Raw genomic sequence first — 14,424 nt, forward strand, 5'->3', positions numbered from 1 at the left:
TCATCTGTTGTCTTGACTGGCGTACGTGGCAAACTTTCCTCCAGCTCGCGCGGTGTCGTCCGCAAAATCATGCGCGCCGGTTCGTCCACCTGCTCTTATTTCTCGGCGAAGCGGGAGGGGTCGAGCGACTGCTTGATGGTTGAGATGCACTTCCAGGGATCCGCGCGCGACATGTCGTGTGACGAAAGTAGCTCCTGAACGGAAACCTCCGGCCGACGGGTCTCCTTGAGTGCGTCCCACGGCAGTGGGAGCGACACATGTACCCCAGGCCGAGCTCTCGGCGAGAACGCGGCAACCGCCGTTGCGCCTCGCTCATTGCGCAGATAGTCGAGAAAAATCCTGCCTTTACGCTCCGATTTGCTCATCTTTGTCAGGTAGAGCTCCGGGCGGGCGCGCTCCATCGCCAGAACCAGACGGTGCGTCGCGTCCTTTACCTCCGCCCAGCCGAGCTTCGGTTCGATGGGAGCGACGACGTGCAGGCCTTTGCCTCCGGTGAGCTTGAGGAAGCTTTCGAGGCCAGCTTTCTTCAGCCGGGCGCGGACGTCGGAGGCGGCTTCGGTCAGCGCCGACCAGGGCAGCGACTCGTCGGGGTCGAGGTCGAAGATGATCCGGTCAGGATGCTCGAGGTCCCTGCTGGTCGATCCCCAGGGGTGAATCTCCAGCACGCCGATCTGCGCCAGGCTGGTCAAAGCTTCGGCATTGTCGATCGCGATGTAAGCTTCCTTCTCGCCGGTCTTCTTGTTCGGCACCTGGATGGAGCCGACACCAGCTGGCAGCATGTGATTCGCATGCTTCTGGAAGAAGGTCTCGCCGCCAACACCCTCCGGGCAGCGTACCAGCGAGAGCGGCCGGCCGGTGATCTGCGGCAGGATGTGGCTGGCGTAGGCCCAGTAGTAGTCCGCGAGCTGGCGTTTTGTCAGGCCGCTGTCGGGGTCGAGAACCTTCTCGGGGTGGGTGAGGCGAATCGACGCGGGAGCGGCGGCAGCTCCGGATGCCCTGGACTTGAGGTTCCTTTTCGCCGCAACACGCGCGGCCACGTCACGGCCGCTGTGGTGGGCTGCGGACTCGGCGCGGCGGTGCGAGGAGCGCCTGTTGGCTGGCTTGCCATCGCCCTTCACGGCCGGCTCTTCGAGTCGCACCTCGTTCGCCGGCTTATCCTCGCGCAGACCGAGGAACGATGCCTGCCGGACGAGCTTGTCTGCGGTCCACGTTGCAAAATGCACCTCCGCGACGAGCTTCGGCTCGACCCATTGCACGTCCCTCCGGGCGTCGGCGGGGATGCGATCGAACGCCGGAGACCTGCGCGTGATGTGTTCGAGCTTCGTCAGCAGATCGCGGCGCGTGACCTGGGTGAAGCCCGTGCCCGTGCGGCCGGCGTAGATCAGCTCACCGTTATCGTAGTAGCCCAACACCAGGGCGCCGATGCGGTCATTGCCTTCGGCTGAGAGCGTGTAGCCGCCGATCACCAGCTCCTGCTCGCGGCGACACTTGCTCTTGAGCCAGGTGTTGCTGCGTGAGCCAGCGTAGGGTGAGTCGGCGCGTTTGGACACGATGCCTTCAGCCTGCAGCGAGCAGGCCTTGGCGAACATCTTTGCTCCGCCGGTTTCGAGATGTTCGCTGTAACGCACTGTCTCGTCCTTCGGTGTGAGTACCTGCTCGAGCAGGGCCTTGCGCTCACGCAACGGGAGGCCGCGCGGGTTGTGCCCGTCGAGATGCAGCAGGTCGAAGACGAAGTACGTGAGGTCGTGTTTCGCATGCTCCTGGAAGGCGGCTTGCAGATCGGCGAAGCTGGTGGTGCCGTTGGCGGAGAGCACGACGACCTCACCATCGAGCGTGCAGGCATCGACGGGCAGAGCGGCAACGGCTGCCGCGATCGCGGGCATGCGATGCGTCCAGTCGAGGCCCTTGCGCGTGAGCAGCTCTACTTTGTCGCCATGCTTGCGTGCCTGGATGCGATAGCCGTCGAGCTTCAGCTCGTGCAGCCATCCATCCCCTTCAGGAGGATTCGTGGCTTCGAGCGCGAGTTGCGGCGTAAGGAACTGCGGCTGTCGTTCCTTCGGCAGCCTGGCGAGAGCCGCACCCAGCGAGCCGGCCACGGCTTTGCGCACGGGACGCTTGTGAGCCGAAATGGTCGATCTTGCCGGAGCGGGTGTGGGGGTTGTTCGTGCGGCGACGGTTCGTGTCGCGGGCGTGCGCAGCGCTGCGGTCGAACTGTTCGCTCCCTGCCGGTACCACGCGCGGCCTTCGCCCTTCGCGGTGTCCTTGGAGTTCCAGACATGGTCTTCAGCCAGGGCGATCTCTTCCAGCGTGCGCCCGGTCAGTGCGGAGTTTGGCTTGGACTCGGTGATCGGCTTGGCGCCCTCGGGCTGCTCAAACTGATCATGTTCTTTGATCAGCAGCCAGTTCGGCTTGTCGGCGGAGCCCCAGCTTTTTCCGTTGGCGCCGGTGTGCGGCTTCATCCGCACCAGGGTCCATTTGCCCTTCATCTTGCCCCCGTTCATCTCGAACTTGAGGGAGCCTTCGCGCAGTCCGGCTTCGACGTTCTCGTGGCCCAGCTGGGGCCACCATGTGCCCTGGTCCCACACCATGACGGTGCCGCCGCCGTACTGGCCTTCGGGAATGATCCCTTCGAAGCCGCCGTACTCCATGGGGTGGTCTTCCACCTGCACGGCCAGACGCTTGTCGCCGGGGAAGTAGCTTGGCCCCTTCGCGACGGCCCAGCTCTTCAGCACACCCGACCAGCCCAGCCGGAAATCGTAGTGCAGATGCGAGGCAGCATGCTTCTGGATCACGAACGGGAGGCCGCGACTCAGCTTCGACTTCAGCTTAACGGTCGCGGGTCTGGCAGCCGTGCCTTTGGTCGCTGCCTGCGTTCCTGGGCCAGCCTGCTTACCCGAGCTGGCCTGTCTGCCCGAGCCAGCAGGCTCACTGGTGATGCTGAAGTCGCGCATCGATCTGTAACGCGCGAGCTGCTCATCGACGAGATCTGCTGAGCGCTCAGGCTTGCTCCTGGTGCTTACTGGGGAACTCACCTTGGAGTTCGACTTGGAACTGACCTTGGAAGTCACCGGCGTCTTCGCGGCAGCGCGCAGCCTGGGCTCAGCCTGCGCCTTGGACGCGCCTTTCTTGGCGGGCCTTTTTGCCGCGGATTTTCTGGTTGCGATCTTTTTCGCAGCGCCTGCGGCCTGCTTTTTTGAAGTTGCCATCGTTCGCTATGCCGTCTTTCTCCGGCGAACCGCCTTGGTGGCGGCCTTCCCTGTGCGGCCCGATCCCTTCACCAACGCCAGTCCCTTGTTGGGACTCTTCACCGTTCGAGTCCTGCTCTCTCTTGCTGCGGGTTCAGGTTTCTGTCTGTGCGGCTTTGCTTCATTCTCGACGCCGCTATCGCCCGAAACACTCTTGCGCAGCGCATCCATCAGGTTGATGACCTTGCCGCGAGACGTTGCCGGAGCTTCATCCCTGGGCACGGGAATATGCTGGAGCTTGGCCTCGACGAGCTCCTTCACCGCGGCCTCATAGCCGTCGACGAAGCTCTCGGGCTCGAAGCTCCCGCTACGGCGCTTGATGAGCTCCTTCGCGAGCGCCAGCGAGTCGGCATTGACGGGTGTCTTCTTGACCTCATCGAAGTATGTCGCCGCGTTTCGCAGTTCGGCGTCGTAGCGCAACGTGTAGGCCATCATGCCGGGGTGCGCGTCTGTGCCTGCCGGGGCTATCGCTACGATGTGCTCGCGCCCGCTGAAGGCCACCTTGGAGAGCGCGACCTTCCTGGCATCGATCAGTGCCTTGCGCACGGTGACAAACGCTTCGGTAGAAGAGGCGTTTTCCGGTACGACGAAGTAGGGCTTCTCATAGAACTCCGGAGGGATGTCTGCTGCATCAACGAAGCGAGCCACCTCCATGGCGTGCTTGGAGGGCACACGGAGGTTGGCCAGCTCGTCGGGCTCGATCGTGACGTAGCGGCCCTTGGAGTACTCATATCCCTTCACGATTTGGGGCCGCTCGACGACCTCGTCCTGGTCGGCAGCCTCTTCGGGGTGGCGATCCAGCGCTGATGCCAGCACCTTCTGATGGCGGACGCGCTCGCCGGTCCGGCGATCGATCTCGTGGAAGTGAATATCGCTGCGGGCTTCGGTGGCGACAAACAGCTTCACCCCGAAGCTCACCAGCGAAATCTGGATCTGTCCGCTCCAGTAGGGACGGGCCATGCACACACCTCTCGCAAACTCTTGCTATGCGATGAGATTGCGTTTCCCCGGGGAGGGATGCTCAGAGTTATCCATGTGGGATGACGCAGGTCCTCGACGACTTCGGGAGCCTTGGCGAGGACCTGCAGGACGACTAGGCGAAGGTCAGCTCGGCCTTGCCGGCGGTGGAGAACTCCGCGACGCAGTGGGATCCGGCCGCGACGGGGGTGTTTCCCGTCCAGGAGCCGGTTGTGATCCATTGCCCGCGCTTCAGCCCGCCCGTGCGGGCCGCACCCTCGTTCGCCAGGAACGGAAGCAGCCGCAGGAAATCCCCGGAGGTGTTGGAGCCGACCCGCTCGACCAGCACCTCTCCGTTCACCGTGACAGTGACACGCTCCTTCGTGAAGTCAATGGACTGCCAGTCTTTGACAGCGGGCCCCGGAACGAAACCACCGTGCATCTGGAGGTCGCCCATGGAGCTGCCGCGGGCTGCCTTGATTGGGTCGGCCAGCGCCGACTCGAGTACTTCGATGGCGGGATGGCATGAGGCCATCGCAGCGAGGACCTCTTCGCGGCTGTAAGGCGTCTCGCGCGGTGGCAGGTCCTCGCCGACGAGAAAGGCGATCTCCGCTTCCAGCGCGCGGAATCGCCAGTGCGGTCCGCTCAGCGTCGCGCCGTTCGGGTTGATCCACGCCTCAGGCATCGGGGCAAAGAAGGGCGCCGCGTCGGGTGTAGGCGCGCCGATCTTGTATCCACCCACGGGCCCGAAGGCCGACGCGACGAGATCCTGCACGAAGTAGATCTCGTCCATATCGACGGGCTGAAGCTCAACGGGCAGATCCGTCACAGTCTGTCCGACGGTGCGGGTGTCGATGAGGATGGATGCAGCGTTACGCAGCGCGTGCTCACGGTTTTCCGTCATATTGCTCTCCATTGGGTTTGGGCCGGTTGAGGCGGTTGGGGCCGGGAGTTTACTGGATCAACATGGGCTCGGGCACGTAGCCATGCCATGACGCAGTACGCCTCAGCGCCTCGTCAAGCGACACACGCACCTCAAGTCCAAGTTCGTTGCGGGCCCGGTCTACCGCCGGGACATAGCTGTTCAGGGGATGGTTGAGGTCGACGCTGCCTTCGATGCGGACCTCGAGTTCCGGCCTGAGCGTGCTGGCGGTCAGACGGGCGGCGTCGGCGATGCTCATGCCGTGATCGCTGCCAACGTTGTATGCACGATTGGCTTGCCCCCGGACCAGCAGGGTCCACAACCACACCGCCAGATCGGCCATGTAGAGCCACGATCGCCGCGGTGTACCGTCGCTGCGAATCACGATCGTCTCGTTGCGAATCGCCGAGCGAAGGAAGTTTCCGACGGCGAAGTGAGCGTCCAGCGGAAGATGCGGTCCGACGAATGCGAAGCAGCGCGCGATGACGGGCTCGAGCGGCGTCTGGTCCGAGTACGCCACGCAAAGGTTCTCGCTCATGCGCTTGGCTTCGTCGTAGGTGCTGGAGAGCGCCAGCGGGTCGGGACCGGAGAGGAAGGTCTCCGGCGTGCGCATCAGCGTGGTCGTGCGGCCATAGACCGCTCCGGTCGAGGTGTAGAGCAGCCGTGACGCTCCGCATTCGCGCGCGAACTCGAGCACGCGGCGAGTGCCATCGAGGATCGAGTTTGCGAGAACGTAGGCCGGGCGCTCACCTTGTTTGCCGCCCGAGTCCGTGGCCGCGTGCACGATGTGCGTGTACGGCGCGATCGGAAAGCGGAAGCTGGTAATGTCCCCTTCGAGCAGCAGCAGCGCGGGATCCAGCGCGATGTGCGGGGAACGGGCGCGGAAGCTGGCCGCGCTGCGCGTCAGTACCGTGGCGTGCAGCCGGAGATTGAGCGCACGATTGGCGTGCAGCATGGACTCCAGCATCCAGTGGCCGAAGAATCCCGTGCCGCCGGTGATAAACACACGCGCTCCACGAAGGGCCATGAAGGCACTCTCGGCGTGCTGGAGCACGTGATCCAGGTCCTGCGGGGCGATCTGCTTGGTCGGCATCGGTCGTTCCGGGAGCCCGCAGGCGTTGCGGTTGCAATCCTGTGATAGATCCTCGCATCATCGTCGCATACAGAACGTGCAAGCGACAGTACGCGAGCCGCCACTCTAAACAGTACGAAAGAAGAGCATCGAAGAGTGGATGCTATCCACTTTGTGATGCCCTGTCGGTATCTTTCGATTGCGAATCGCCTACTGGCAGGCAGGGCGATGCCGGTCGCTATTCGTCAGTTCTCGTCACACGCTCACATCACTCGGAGATCGTCGTGGGCTTGTCGCCAAAGTCCGGACCGAAGTAGAAGCGCTCGACCACCATGCAGAAGATGTGTTCCAGCGCGATGTGAGACTCCTGGATATTCATCGTCACCCTCGAGGGGATGATGACGTTGATATCGGAGTGCTCCTTCATTGCGCCGCCACCATTGCCGGTGTAGGAGATCGTGTGAATGCCCATCTTCTTCGCGAGCTTCAGCGCCTTGATGCAGTTCTTCGAGTTGCCGGAGGTGGAGATCGCGAGCAAGACATCGCCGGTGAGGCCAAGGGCCTCCACCTGACGCTCGAAGACGTTGTCGTAGGAGTAGTCGTTGCCGATGGCGGTGAGGATCGAGCTGTCCGTGGTCAGTGCGATCGCACGCAGAGCGGGGCGATCGACGGTGAGGCGGGAGACGAACTCCGCCACCAGGTGCTGCGAATCCGCCGCGGAACCTCCGTTGCCGCAGACCAGCAGCTTGCGGCCATGCTTCATGGCGTGGGCGGTGATCTGCCCGGCCTCAACGACGGCTTCGTGGATGGCCTCGTCGGCCAGTACGGCGGACATGGTTTCAATCGACTGCGCGAGTTGCCTGCGAACGAGTTCCTTCATTGCGTCTTCAGCCTTTTCTGTGGAGCTTGCACTGGAGCGGAGCGAACTCAGTCCGCAGCCGTGGAGATAGATTCGACCGGAAGGGACGCCGGTGCGGCCGTTCCATTCGCGGAGTCCGGCGGATAGGGAGAGTATTCGAAGCCAAGGCGCTCCTGTTCGACGGCGTAGGGGCGTTGCTGCACCTTGGTGTAGATGGCGCCAATGTATTCGCCGATGATGCCGAAGAAGACCAGCATCATCGACTGCAGAAAGAACACGCCGATGACCAGCGGCGCGATGCCGATGGAGAAGGTATTCCACATCACCAGCTTCGCGATGAGGTATCCCAGGGCGATCAGAAAGCTCACGGCCGCACCGAGGAACCCTGCCGCCGTCGCAAGCCGCAGCGGCACCTTGGAGGTGCTGATGAGGCCCAGCCACGCGATGTCATACAGCGTGTAGAAGTTGTTCTTCGAGAAGCCGCGCTTGCGTGCCGGCTGGTCGAAGTAGATGCGCTTGCTGGGCAGCGAGATCTCTGCCACGATGCCGCGGAAGTATGGATACGGATCGTTGAAGCTGCGGGCGATATCAACGAACTGGCGATCGTAGAGTCCGAAGCCGGTGAAGTTCTGGATCGTCTCCACGGAGCTGAAGCGCTCGACCATCGAGTAATACTGCTTTCGGACCCAGAAAAAGACGCTGTTCTCCTCCGATGACCGCTTCACGCAGAGGACCATCTTGTAGCCCTCTTCCCACGCGGCCAGCATCTCCGGGATGAGGTCTGGCGGTTCCTGGAAGTCGGAAGCGATGCCGATCACGCAATCGCCCACGGCCTGAAAGAGGGCATGGATCGGCGAGCGGATGTGGCCGAAGTTGCGCGCGTTCACGATCACCTTCACGTGGTGATCCTGGCTCGCGATGCGCGTCAGAATCGCAGCCGTCGCGTCGGTGGAGTGGTTGTCGATGAAGAGGTGCTCATACGCGTACTGCGGGTACGCCTGCATGATCTCGCGCACGCGCAGGTACAGCGCTTCGATATTGTCTTCTTCGTTATACGCGTGCGTTACGATGCTTACCGTCTTCAATCGCTGCCTCGCAGAAGGTGCTGATGACTTGGATGCTGTTGACGTTCCTGGGGTTATTAGACCGGCCCACAAGTCTCGCCGCAAGGGGACGCATCCCCGGCGGCACGGTCTGCTCCAGGTCGCCCGATCGCCGTTACGACTTGCTCTCCCGGAACGTCACCTTCTTGTGCCCGATGAAGCTCGAGATTACGGTGAAGCCCGTCAGCAGCAGGTTGGCGAGATACGGTGCGGCGTCCTTGCCGGCGAAACTGCGCTGCACCACTGCAAAGTGCAGCGCGGAGAGTTGCACGACCGGGAGTGGCAACGCAAAGACCCGTCCACGCAGGAGCCAAGCGATCAGCTGCACCAGGGGAGCGAGGACGATCAGTCCGGGGATTGCAGCGACGCCGTAGACACCCATCGCCTTCATCCACTCGCGCAGATAGTTGCCACGTGTCTGGAAGACGAAGAACTTGTACCCCAGGTACGCGACCGTGATCGAGAGGATGTTTGCGAGCACGGCGGCGTACATGTAGGACGCCGGTACGTTCGATCGATGGAAGAGGTAGTTGAGGATGGCGAAACACGTATAGCCGAAGGCCGTATTGAAGAGTCCCACGCCGACGTAGCGAAGAAACTGCCCAGGAGGGAAGTGTTGCCGGAGCCTTGTCCATAGAGAAGGCTCCGGCGCGTTCGGTACGGTCTCGACTCCCGAATTCAAATCCTGTTCTCGACGATCGACAGCAGGTACTTGCCGTAGCTGCTCTTACCCAGTTTTGCTGCCAGCTTTGCAAGCTGGGTGGTATCGATGTAACCCAGCCGGTAGGCGATCTCTTCCGGGCACCCAATCTTGAGGCCCTGCCGTTGTTCCAGTGTGTGAATGAAGAGGGAAGCGTCGATCAGCGAATCGTGCGTGCCGGTGTCGAGCCACGCCATGCCGCGTCCCAGCACCTCGGTACGCAGTTGTCCGCGCTCGAGATACCAGGAGTTCACGTCGGTGATCTCAAGCTCGCCGCGCGGGGAAGGCTTGAGAGACTTTGCGACCTCAACCACCTGGGCATCGTAGAAGTAGATTCCCGTCACAGCATAGTGTGACTTCGGCTCGGTCGGCTTCTCCACGATGGAGATGACGCGACCATCCTCCGCAAACTCCACCACACCGTAGCGCTCGGGATCGTTGACGCGATAGGCAAAGACCGTTGCACCCTCGGTAACGGCAGCGCCGCGCGAGAGGCTCTCTGCGAGGTCGTGGCCGTAGAAGATGTTGTCGCCGAGGACGAGGCAGGACGGCTGCCCGTCGAGGAACTTCTCGCCGATCAGGAACGCCTGCGCCAGTCCATCCGGAGAAGGCTGCACGGCATACTCGAACTTCATTCCCCACTGCGAACCATCGCCGAGAAGATTGCGGAACAGAGGCGTGTCGTGTGGCGTGGAGATGATCAGCGCCTCGCGGATTCCGGCAAGCATCAGCGCGGACAGAGGGTAGTAGATCATCGGCTTGTCGTAGATCGGCAACAGCTGCTTGGAGACTGCAAGAGTTACCGGATGCAGGCGCGTACCCGATCCGCCTGCGAGAATGATGCCCTTCATGCGTGCTCTCCGTAAGGCTCGATGTAGCAGAAGTGTTTCGCCAGAAATAGCTGTGTCATTCCGAGCATGGAGCCTTTCGGCTGTCAGCTCACTATTCCGGCAACGGCTTCACGATCATGTTGGCGAGGAACTCTTCGCGTGAAAGGAAAGGGAACAGGTCTTCGAGCGGCTTGGAGACGAAGGAACCATCGGCGCGCTGGTAGCTCTGCAGGCGCGGCGCGCGTTGTTCATCGGGGATGACGTGCACATCGCACACCACCGGGCCGTCCATCGCCAGGACCTTCTTCACCTCTGTGACGAGGTCCGTCTGGTCCTCGATGACATAGGTGCCGAGCCCGTAGGACGCGCCCACCTTCGAGAGATCCGGAATGCTGATGCCGGTGCGCGCATCGGCCCCGATCGAAGCTTTGCCGAAGTACGCGGTCTGCGACGCGCGGATGGACGAGTAGCCATCGTTGTTCAGGACGAAGAACTTGATTGGAAGCTGCAACCGAGCGATTGTCTCCAGCTCCTGAATGTTGAACTGGAAGCCGCCGTCGCCGTCGACGGCAATGACCTCGCGGCCAGGGTTCGCTGTCGCGACAGCAATCGCCATCGGCACCGCGTAGCCCATCGCTCCGAGACCCGCCGTGTGGTACAGCCGCTGCGAATGCAGGGTAGGGCAGGCGAGCAGGTAAATTTCGATACCCGAGCCGGAGTTGCCGACCACGAGCCGATCGGCGGGCTTGACCGTGTTGCCGAGCACTTCAGCGAGGTTGAAGATCGACACCGGACCTTCGGGCTTGCGATGCTCGTCGGTGACCACGGCGTAGCGGGTCTTCCAGTCGGCGCAGCGGGCCAGCCAGGGCTTGATATCGCCGGGGATCAAGCGATCCTTGTGCTTCAGCAGTTCGGTGAGGAAGACCTTCGCGTCCGCGCAAACCGGTTGCTGCATGTGCGGATGAAGCTTGCCCAGTTCGGCAGCATCGATGTCCACGACGACCTTGTGAGCTTCGCGAGCGAGGTTCTGCGGAGCATAGCCGGTGATGGCCATGTCCAGCCGCACCCCGAGGCTCAGCAGGAAGTCGCAGTTCTGCAGCGCGAAGTTCGCTCCGCGGGCTGCAACGGTGCCGGGCCGCCCCACGTAGGTCGGGTCGTCGGAGGGAACGAGGTCCGCAGCGCACCAGGTAGCCACGGTAGGGACGCCGAGGTACTTGCGCAGCTCTTCGAACTCCTTCTCGGCGCGGGCCAGGCGAACGCCGTTCCCGCAGAAGAGGAGGGGGCGCTCGCATTTATTGAAAGCCTCAATCGCGCGTTCCACCTCTTCAGCAATGTTGGAGGTGCCATGGATAAAGTCGGCGTGCGCATACTCGTCTGGATTGAAGCCGCGCAGATTGGTCTCGTCAATCGGCGAGGCCTGCACATCCAGCGGGATGTCGATCCACACCGGGCCGGGGCGGCCATTCAGCGCCAGGTAGACCGCCTTCTCCAGGTGATAACGAATATCGCTGGGTTCGAGGACGGTCACAGCGTACTTCGTGATCGGTCCGACGATCGAGCAGATGTCGATCTCCTGCACGCCGAGCTGACGCATCCCGAGCGGCTTGCCCGTGACGGCATCGAACATGCGGTCGGGACGCTTGACCTGACCCGAAAGGTATAGAACCGGCGTCGAGTCCAGCCAGGCGCCGGCGACTCCGGTCACGGCGTTGGTGCCTCCCGGACCGGTCGTCACCATGCAACAGCCAAGGCCGTTGACAGCCTTGGCGAAGCCCTCCGCGCAGATGGCCGACGCCTGCTCATGCGAGTTGCAGACCGGCGTCAGGCGAGTTTCCGCGCCCAGTGACTGGTTCAGGTGCATGGCCCCGCCACCGGTGACCAGGAACACATGCGAGACGCCCTGGTCGGCGACATACTTCATGACATAGTCGGAGAGCTTCATCTACCCCTTATGGTACATTCCGGCCCGCGCTGCGAATAGACGAATGGGCAGTGTGTAAGAGTCCTTGCGAGTGAGAGATGCATGCTTGCGGAAGGGGTTGCTTCAGCCTCCCCCGGAGCGGCCCGGCAAGCTACGCCAGAGAAGGGGCAGACTGAACCCACCTTTGTGGGAGCCTGGGACACGTCAGGGCTTTGTAGAATCAAGAAGTAAGACTGCGTGGACGTATGTTTGCTGCTAGTGTGATTTCGGGCCCGTGTCGGAGGAGGCGCGCATGAACTTTCTGGCGATTCCCAGCTTCCTCGGCATCACGTGGATGACCTTCGTCCTCGCACGAGTGCATGACCGCAACGACAGTGAGCGCCTTCGCCTTTGGGTCGGCGGCCTGCTCCTGATCGTGCTTGAAGGGCTGTCGCGGATCCTCTATTACCAGCCGGGAATGCCGTCTCTGGTGCATCGTCTGGCCCACGTTGTGGCTCTGGATGCCTACTTCCTGGCCGGAATCGTCTTTCTGCGCTCCTCGGCAATCAAGAAGAGCCGGTACGCTACGGGGCGCTGGTATCTTCTGCTGATCGCGCTTCCCCATGTTGTTCTTCTCACGATCTATGGCCTTGTGCTGCCGCAGGCGTCGCTCTATTTCGCCTGTGCTCTCGTTGGCCTGGTCGGAGCTCCACTGGTGGCAGTGGCCTTCCGCAAAGCCCTGCCGGAAGCAATTGCTCAAGCATTGGTGTGGGCCATCGTACTCGCAGGCCTGTACAGCTCCAGGCGGTTGGGTGTCTACCTTTCGCTCGCGTCCATCTACGGAATCACAGCCTTTGCCTTTGCGTTCCGTTTGAACCGGAACAGTCGCGGGCGCTGGGTGGTGGCTGCAAGTTTCGCCATGTGGTCCGTCTGCTTCATGATTCACCCCTGGATTGCGGAGCACCACGCTGCCTGGGCTCCGATACTCGACCAGGTATGGGACCTGCAGCGTTACCTCGTAACCTTCGGTGTGTTGATCTATTCGCTCGAAGAGCGTGTCGCGGTGAACGAATACGCTGCGTTGCACGATGCACTGACGGGCCTTGCGAACCGGACCCTCTTCGAGAGCCGCCTCCGCAATGCACTGGCTCGCAGCCGCCGCCGCCAGACCCGTGTGCTGCTCCTCAGCCTGGATATGAGCGGTTTCAAGCAGGTGAACGATACCTTCGGCCACGCCGCCGGCGACGCCCTGTTGAAACAGGTGGCGCAGCGGTTGGGCAATACCACCCGCGAGACCGACACGGTCGCGCGGCTTGGCGGGGATGAGTTCTCCGTCATACTCGAAGACGTAGACAACGGCCTCTCCAGCTCCTCCCGTCCGGATGCCGTCAACGTTCGTTGCGAAGCTCTCGTGCGCAAGGTGCGTGGCCTTATCGAGGACACTCCGTTCGTCCTGCCCACGCGCGACGGCGCCCGCTCTGCCGGGTTGCAGGTAGCTGTCGGCACGGCCATCTTCCCGGACGACGCAGACACTGCGGAGGAGCTCTACGTGATCTCAGACGAGAGCATGTACCGCGATAAGACCCGGCTCCGCCACGAGGAATCGTTGACGAGCTTCGCAATCTAGCAGGTCTTTCACCAACTCCCATCGATCCAGCTCGATCCGGACCAGAACGTTCCCCGAAGAGAACTTTCCGGCCTGTGGATTTTTGCTGTGGAAATCATTCGCGGTTATACTCCGGGGTATCGGCGCAGCTGGTGCTTCTTCTCGCTGCTCCGCGAGTGAGGTTCGTCTTCGACGTTCGCGCGAAGGTAGTCCAGCTCGGGAATGCCGGTCCACCTGGTCACTCGGTGGGCCCCACAGGATGGCGCGCGGTGACGCGCGTGCTCCGAAGTTGCACCACGCACCTGCAGGCCGCGACTCGCACCGCAGTCGCCGATCTGGCCACTACTCTAGTTCCATCCGACTGCCATCTTTGCGGCTGTCCACTGACCACGCTTCGTCCCGCACCCGTCTGCGAGCGCTGCATTCTCGGGATCGAAGCGTTGCCGCCCGGGGCGCCGTTGTGCGCCAGCTGCGGCGACCTGATCGCGCCTGAGAGCGTCCGCATGGCCGGAGGCTGGGGTGATGGGCGCTGTTCCGCCTGCAGAATCTCTCCGCCCGCCTTCGCGCGCGCCGTCGCCTTCGCTCCTTACTCCGGAAGCAATCGCGACCTGCTGCACATGCTGAAGTTCGACGGCATGGAACCGATCGCCCGCGAGGTGCTGGGCCAGGGGATGGCACAGGCAATTCTCCAACTTCAGCCCGAAGCTGCGAAGGAACTGGTCGTGGTTCCTGTGCCCTTGTTCCGGGCCCGTCAACGCCGCCGGGGCTTCAACCAGGCGGAGCGGCTGGCGGAGGCCGGACTCGAGGTCCTCGGCAAGTCTCAACCGTCGTGGCAACTGACGCTCAACGCCAGGGCGCTGGAGCGGGTGCGCGACACGCACGAGCTCTATCCGCTGACACCGCACCAGCGCAAGGTGGGTCTCCGCGGAGCGTTCCGTGTGACCGACGCAGCGGTGATTCGCGGTCGCGAGGTGCTGCTCGTTGACGACATTCTTACGACGGGCGCTACGGCGAGCGAATGCACGCGCGTGCTGCTTCGGGCCGGCGCCACCAGGGTCTGGGTCGCCACCTGGGCCCGGACCGTCGATCCCGACGCGCAGCCTGGCGTCGCCTTCTGGAACGCGTCATCGACACGAGCTTCGAGGCCTTCGCACGGCCGGTCGTCGCACGGGTGTGCTTCCGAACCAAGTTGAGCCAAACGTTTTGCAGGAATTAGAACGCAATCATCGA

The 14,424-nt window shown here is 62.6% G+C and carries 11 protein-coding genes; 2 read left to right on the forward strand and 9 right to left on the reverse strand.

Features of this window, described 5'->3' with window-relative positions; genetic code table 11:
• Positions 1-95: 95 nt before the first annotated feature.
• The 9 genes from ligD to C4S68_RS01720 form a co-directional block, all read right to left on the reverse strand.
• On the reverse strand, positions 96-3,206 hold the full coding sequence (gene ligD, locus C4S68_RS01680; RefSeq protein ID WP_103931286.1) for a DNA ligase D: 3,111 nt from the start codon (positions 3,204-3,206) through the stop codon (positions 96-98).
• Between the two features lie 6 nt (positions 3,207-3,212).
• A complete protein-coding gene (gene ku / locus C4S68_RS01685; RefSeq protein ID WP_103931287.1) occupies positions 3,213-4,205 on the reverse strand; it encodes a non-homologous end joining protein Ku in 993 nt (330 codons plus the stop codon).
• 133 nt (positions 4,206-4,338) lie between these two features.
• Positions 4,339-5,106 (reverse strand): 2-keto-4-pentenoate hydratase, encoded by a 768-nt coding sequence (locus tag C4S68_RS01690; protein WP_103931288.1) that lies wholly within the window; start codon positions 5,104-5,106, stop codon positions 4,339-4,341.
• Between the two features lie 49 nt (positions 5,107-5,155).
• The gene (locus C4S68_RS01695) at positions 5,156-6,217 is read right to left on the reverse strand and encodes an NAD-dependent epimerase/dehydratase family protein (protein ID WP_103931289.1); all 1,062 of its coding nucleotides are present in this window, start codon (positions 6,215-6,217) and stop codon (positions 5,156-5,158) included.
• Between the two features lie 247 nt (positions 6,218-6,464).
• Positions 6,465-7,076, reverse strand: coding sequence for a D-sedoheptulose 7-phosphate isomerase (locus C4S68_RS01700; RefSeq protein WP_103931290.1), 612 nt, complete (start codon positions 7,074-7,076; stop codon positions 6,465-6,467).
• Between the two features lie 47 nt (positions 7,077-7,123).
• Positions 7,124-8,140: a glycosyltransferase family 2 protein gene (locus C4S68_RS01705; protein WP_103931291.1), complete on the reverse strand. Its 1,017-nt coding sequence runs from the start codon at positions 8,138-8,140 to the stop codon at positions 7,124-7,126.
• Between the two features lie 133 nt (positions 8,141-8,273).
• On the reverse strand, positions 8,274-8,840 hold the full coding sequence (locus C4S68_RS01710) for a GtrA family protein (protein ID WP_103931292.1): 567 nt from the start codon (positions 8,838-8,840) through the stop codon (positions 8,274-8,276).
• Positions 8,837-9,709, reverse strand: coding sequence for a glucose-1-phosphate thymidylyltransferase RfbA (rfbA, locus tag C4S68_RS01715; protein WP_103931293.1), 873 nt, complete (start codon positions 9,707-9,709; stop codon positions 8,837-8,839). The genes C4S68_RS01710 and rfbA overlap by 4 nt, the downstream gene beginning before the upstream one ends.
• 91 nt (positions 9,710-9,800) lie before the next feature.
• Entirely contained in the window at positions 9,801-11,630 is a 1,830-nt protein-coding gene (locus C4S68_RS01720; RefSeq protein WP_103931294.1) for a thiamine pyrophosphate-binding protein, read from the reverse strand.
• Positions 11,631-11,901: 271 nt separating this feature from the next.
• On the opposite strand from C4S68_RS01720, the gene C4S68_RS01725 reads away from it, so the two are divergent.
• Both C4S68_RS01725 and C4S68_RS01730 read left to right on the forward strand, forming a co-directional pair.
• Positions 11,902-13,215, forward strand: coding sequence for a GGDEF domain-containing protein (locus C4S68_RS01725; RefSeq protein WP_103931295.1), 1,314 nt, complete (start codon positions 11,902-11,904; stop codon positions 13,213-13,215).
• 248 nt (positions 13,216-13,463) lie between these two features.
• Positions 13,464-14,387 carry a ComF family protein gene (locus C4S68_RS01730; protein WP_146071973.1) on the forward strand — a complete coding sequence of 308 codons (924 nt, stop codon included), beginning with the start codon at positions 13,464-13,466 and terminating at the stop codon, positions 14,385-14,387.
• Positions 14,388-14,424: the final 37 nt, after the last annotated feature.

The sequence above is a fragment of the Bryocella elongata genome (genome assembly GCF_900108185.1).
GTDB classification, from domain to species: domain Bacteria; phylum Acidobacteriota; class Terriglobia; order Terriglobales; family Acidobacteriaceae; genus Granulicella; species Granulicella elongata.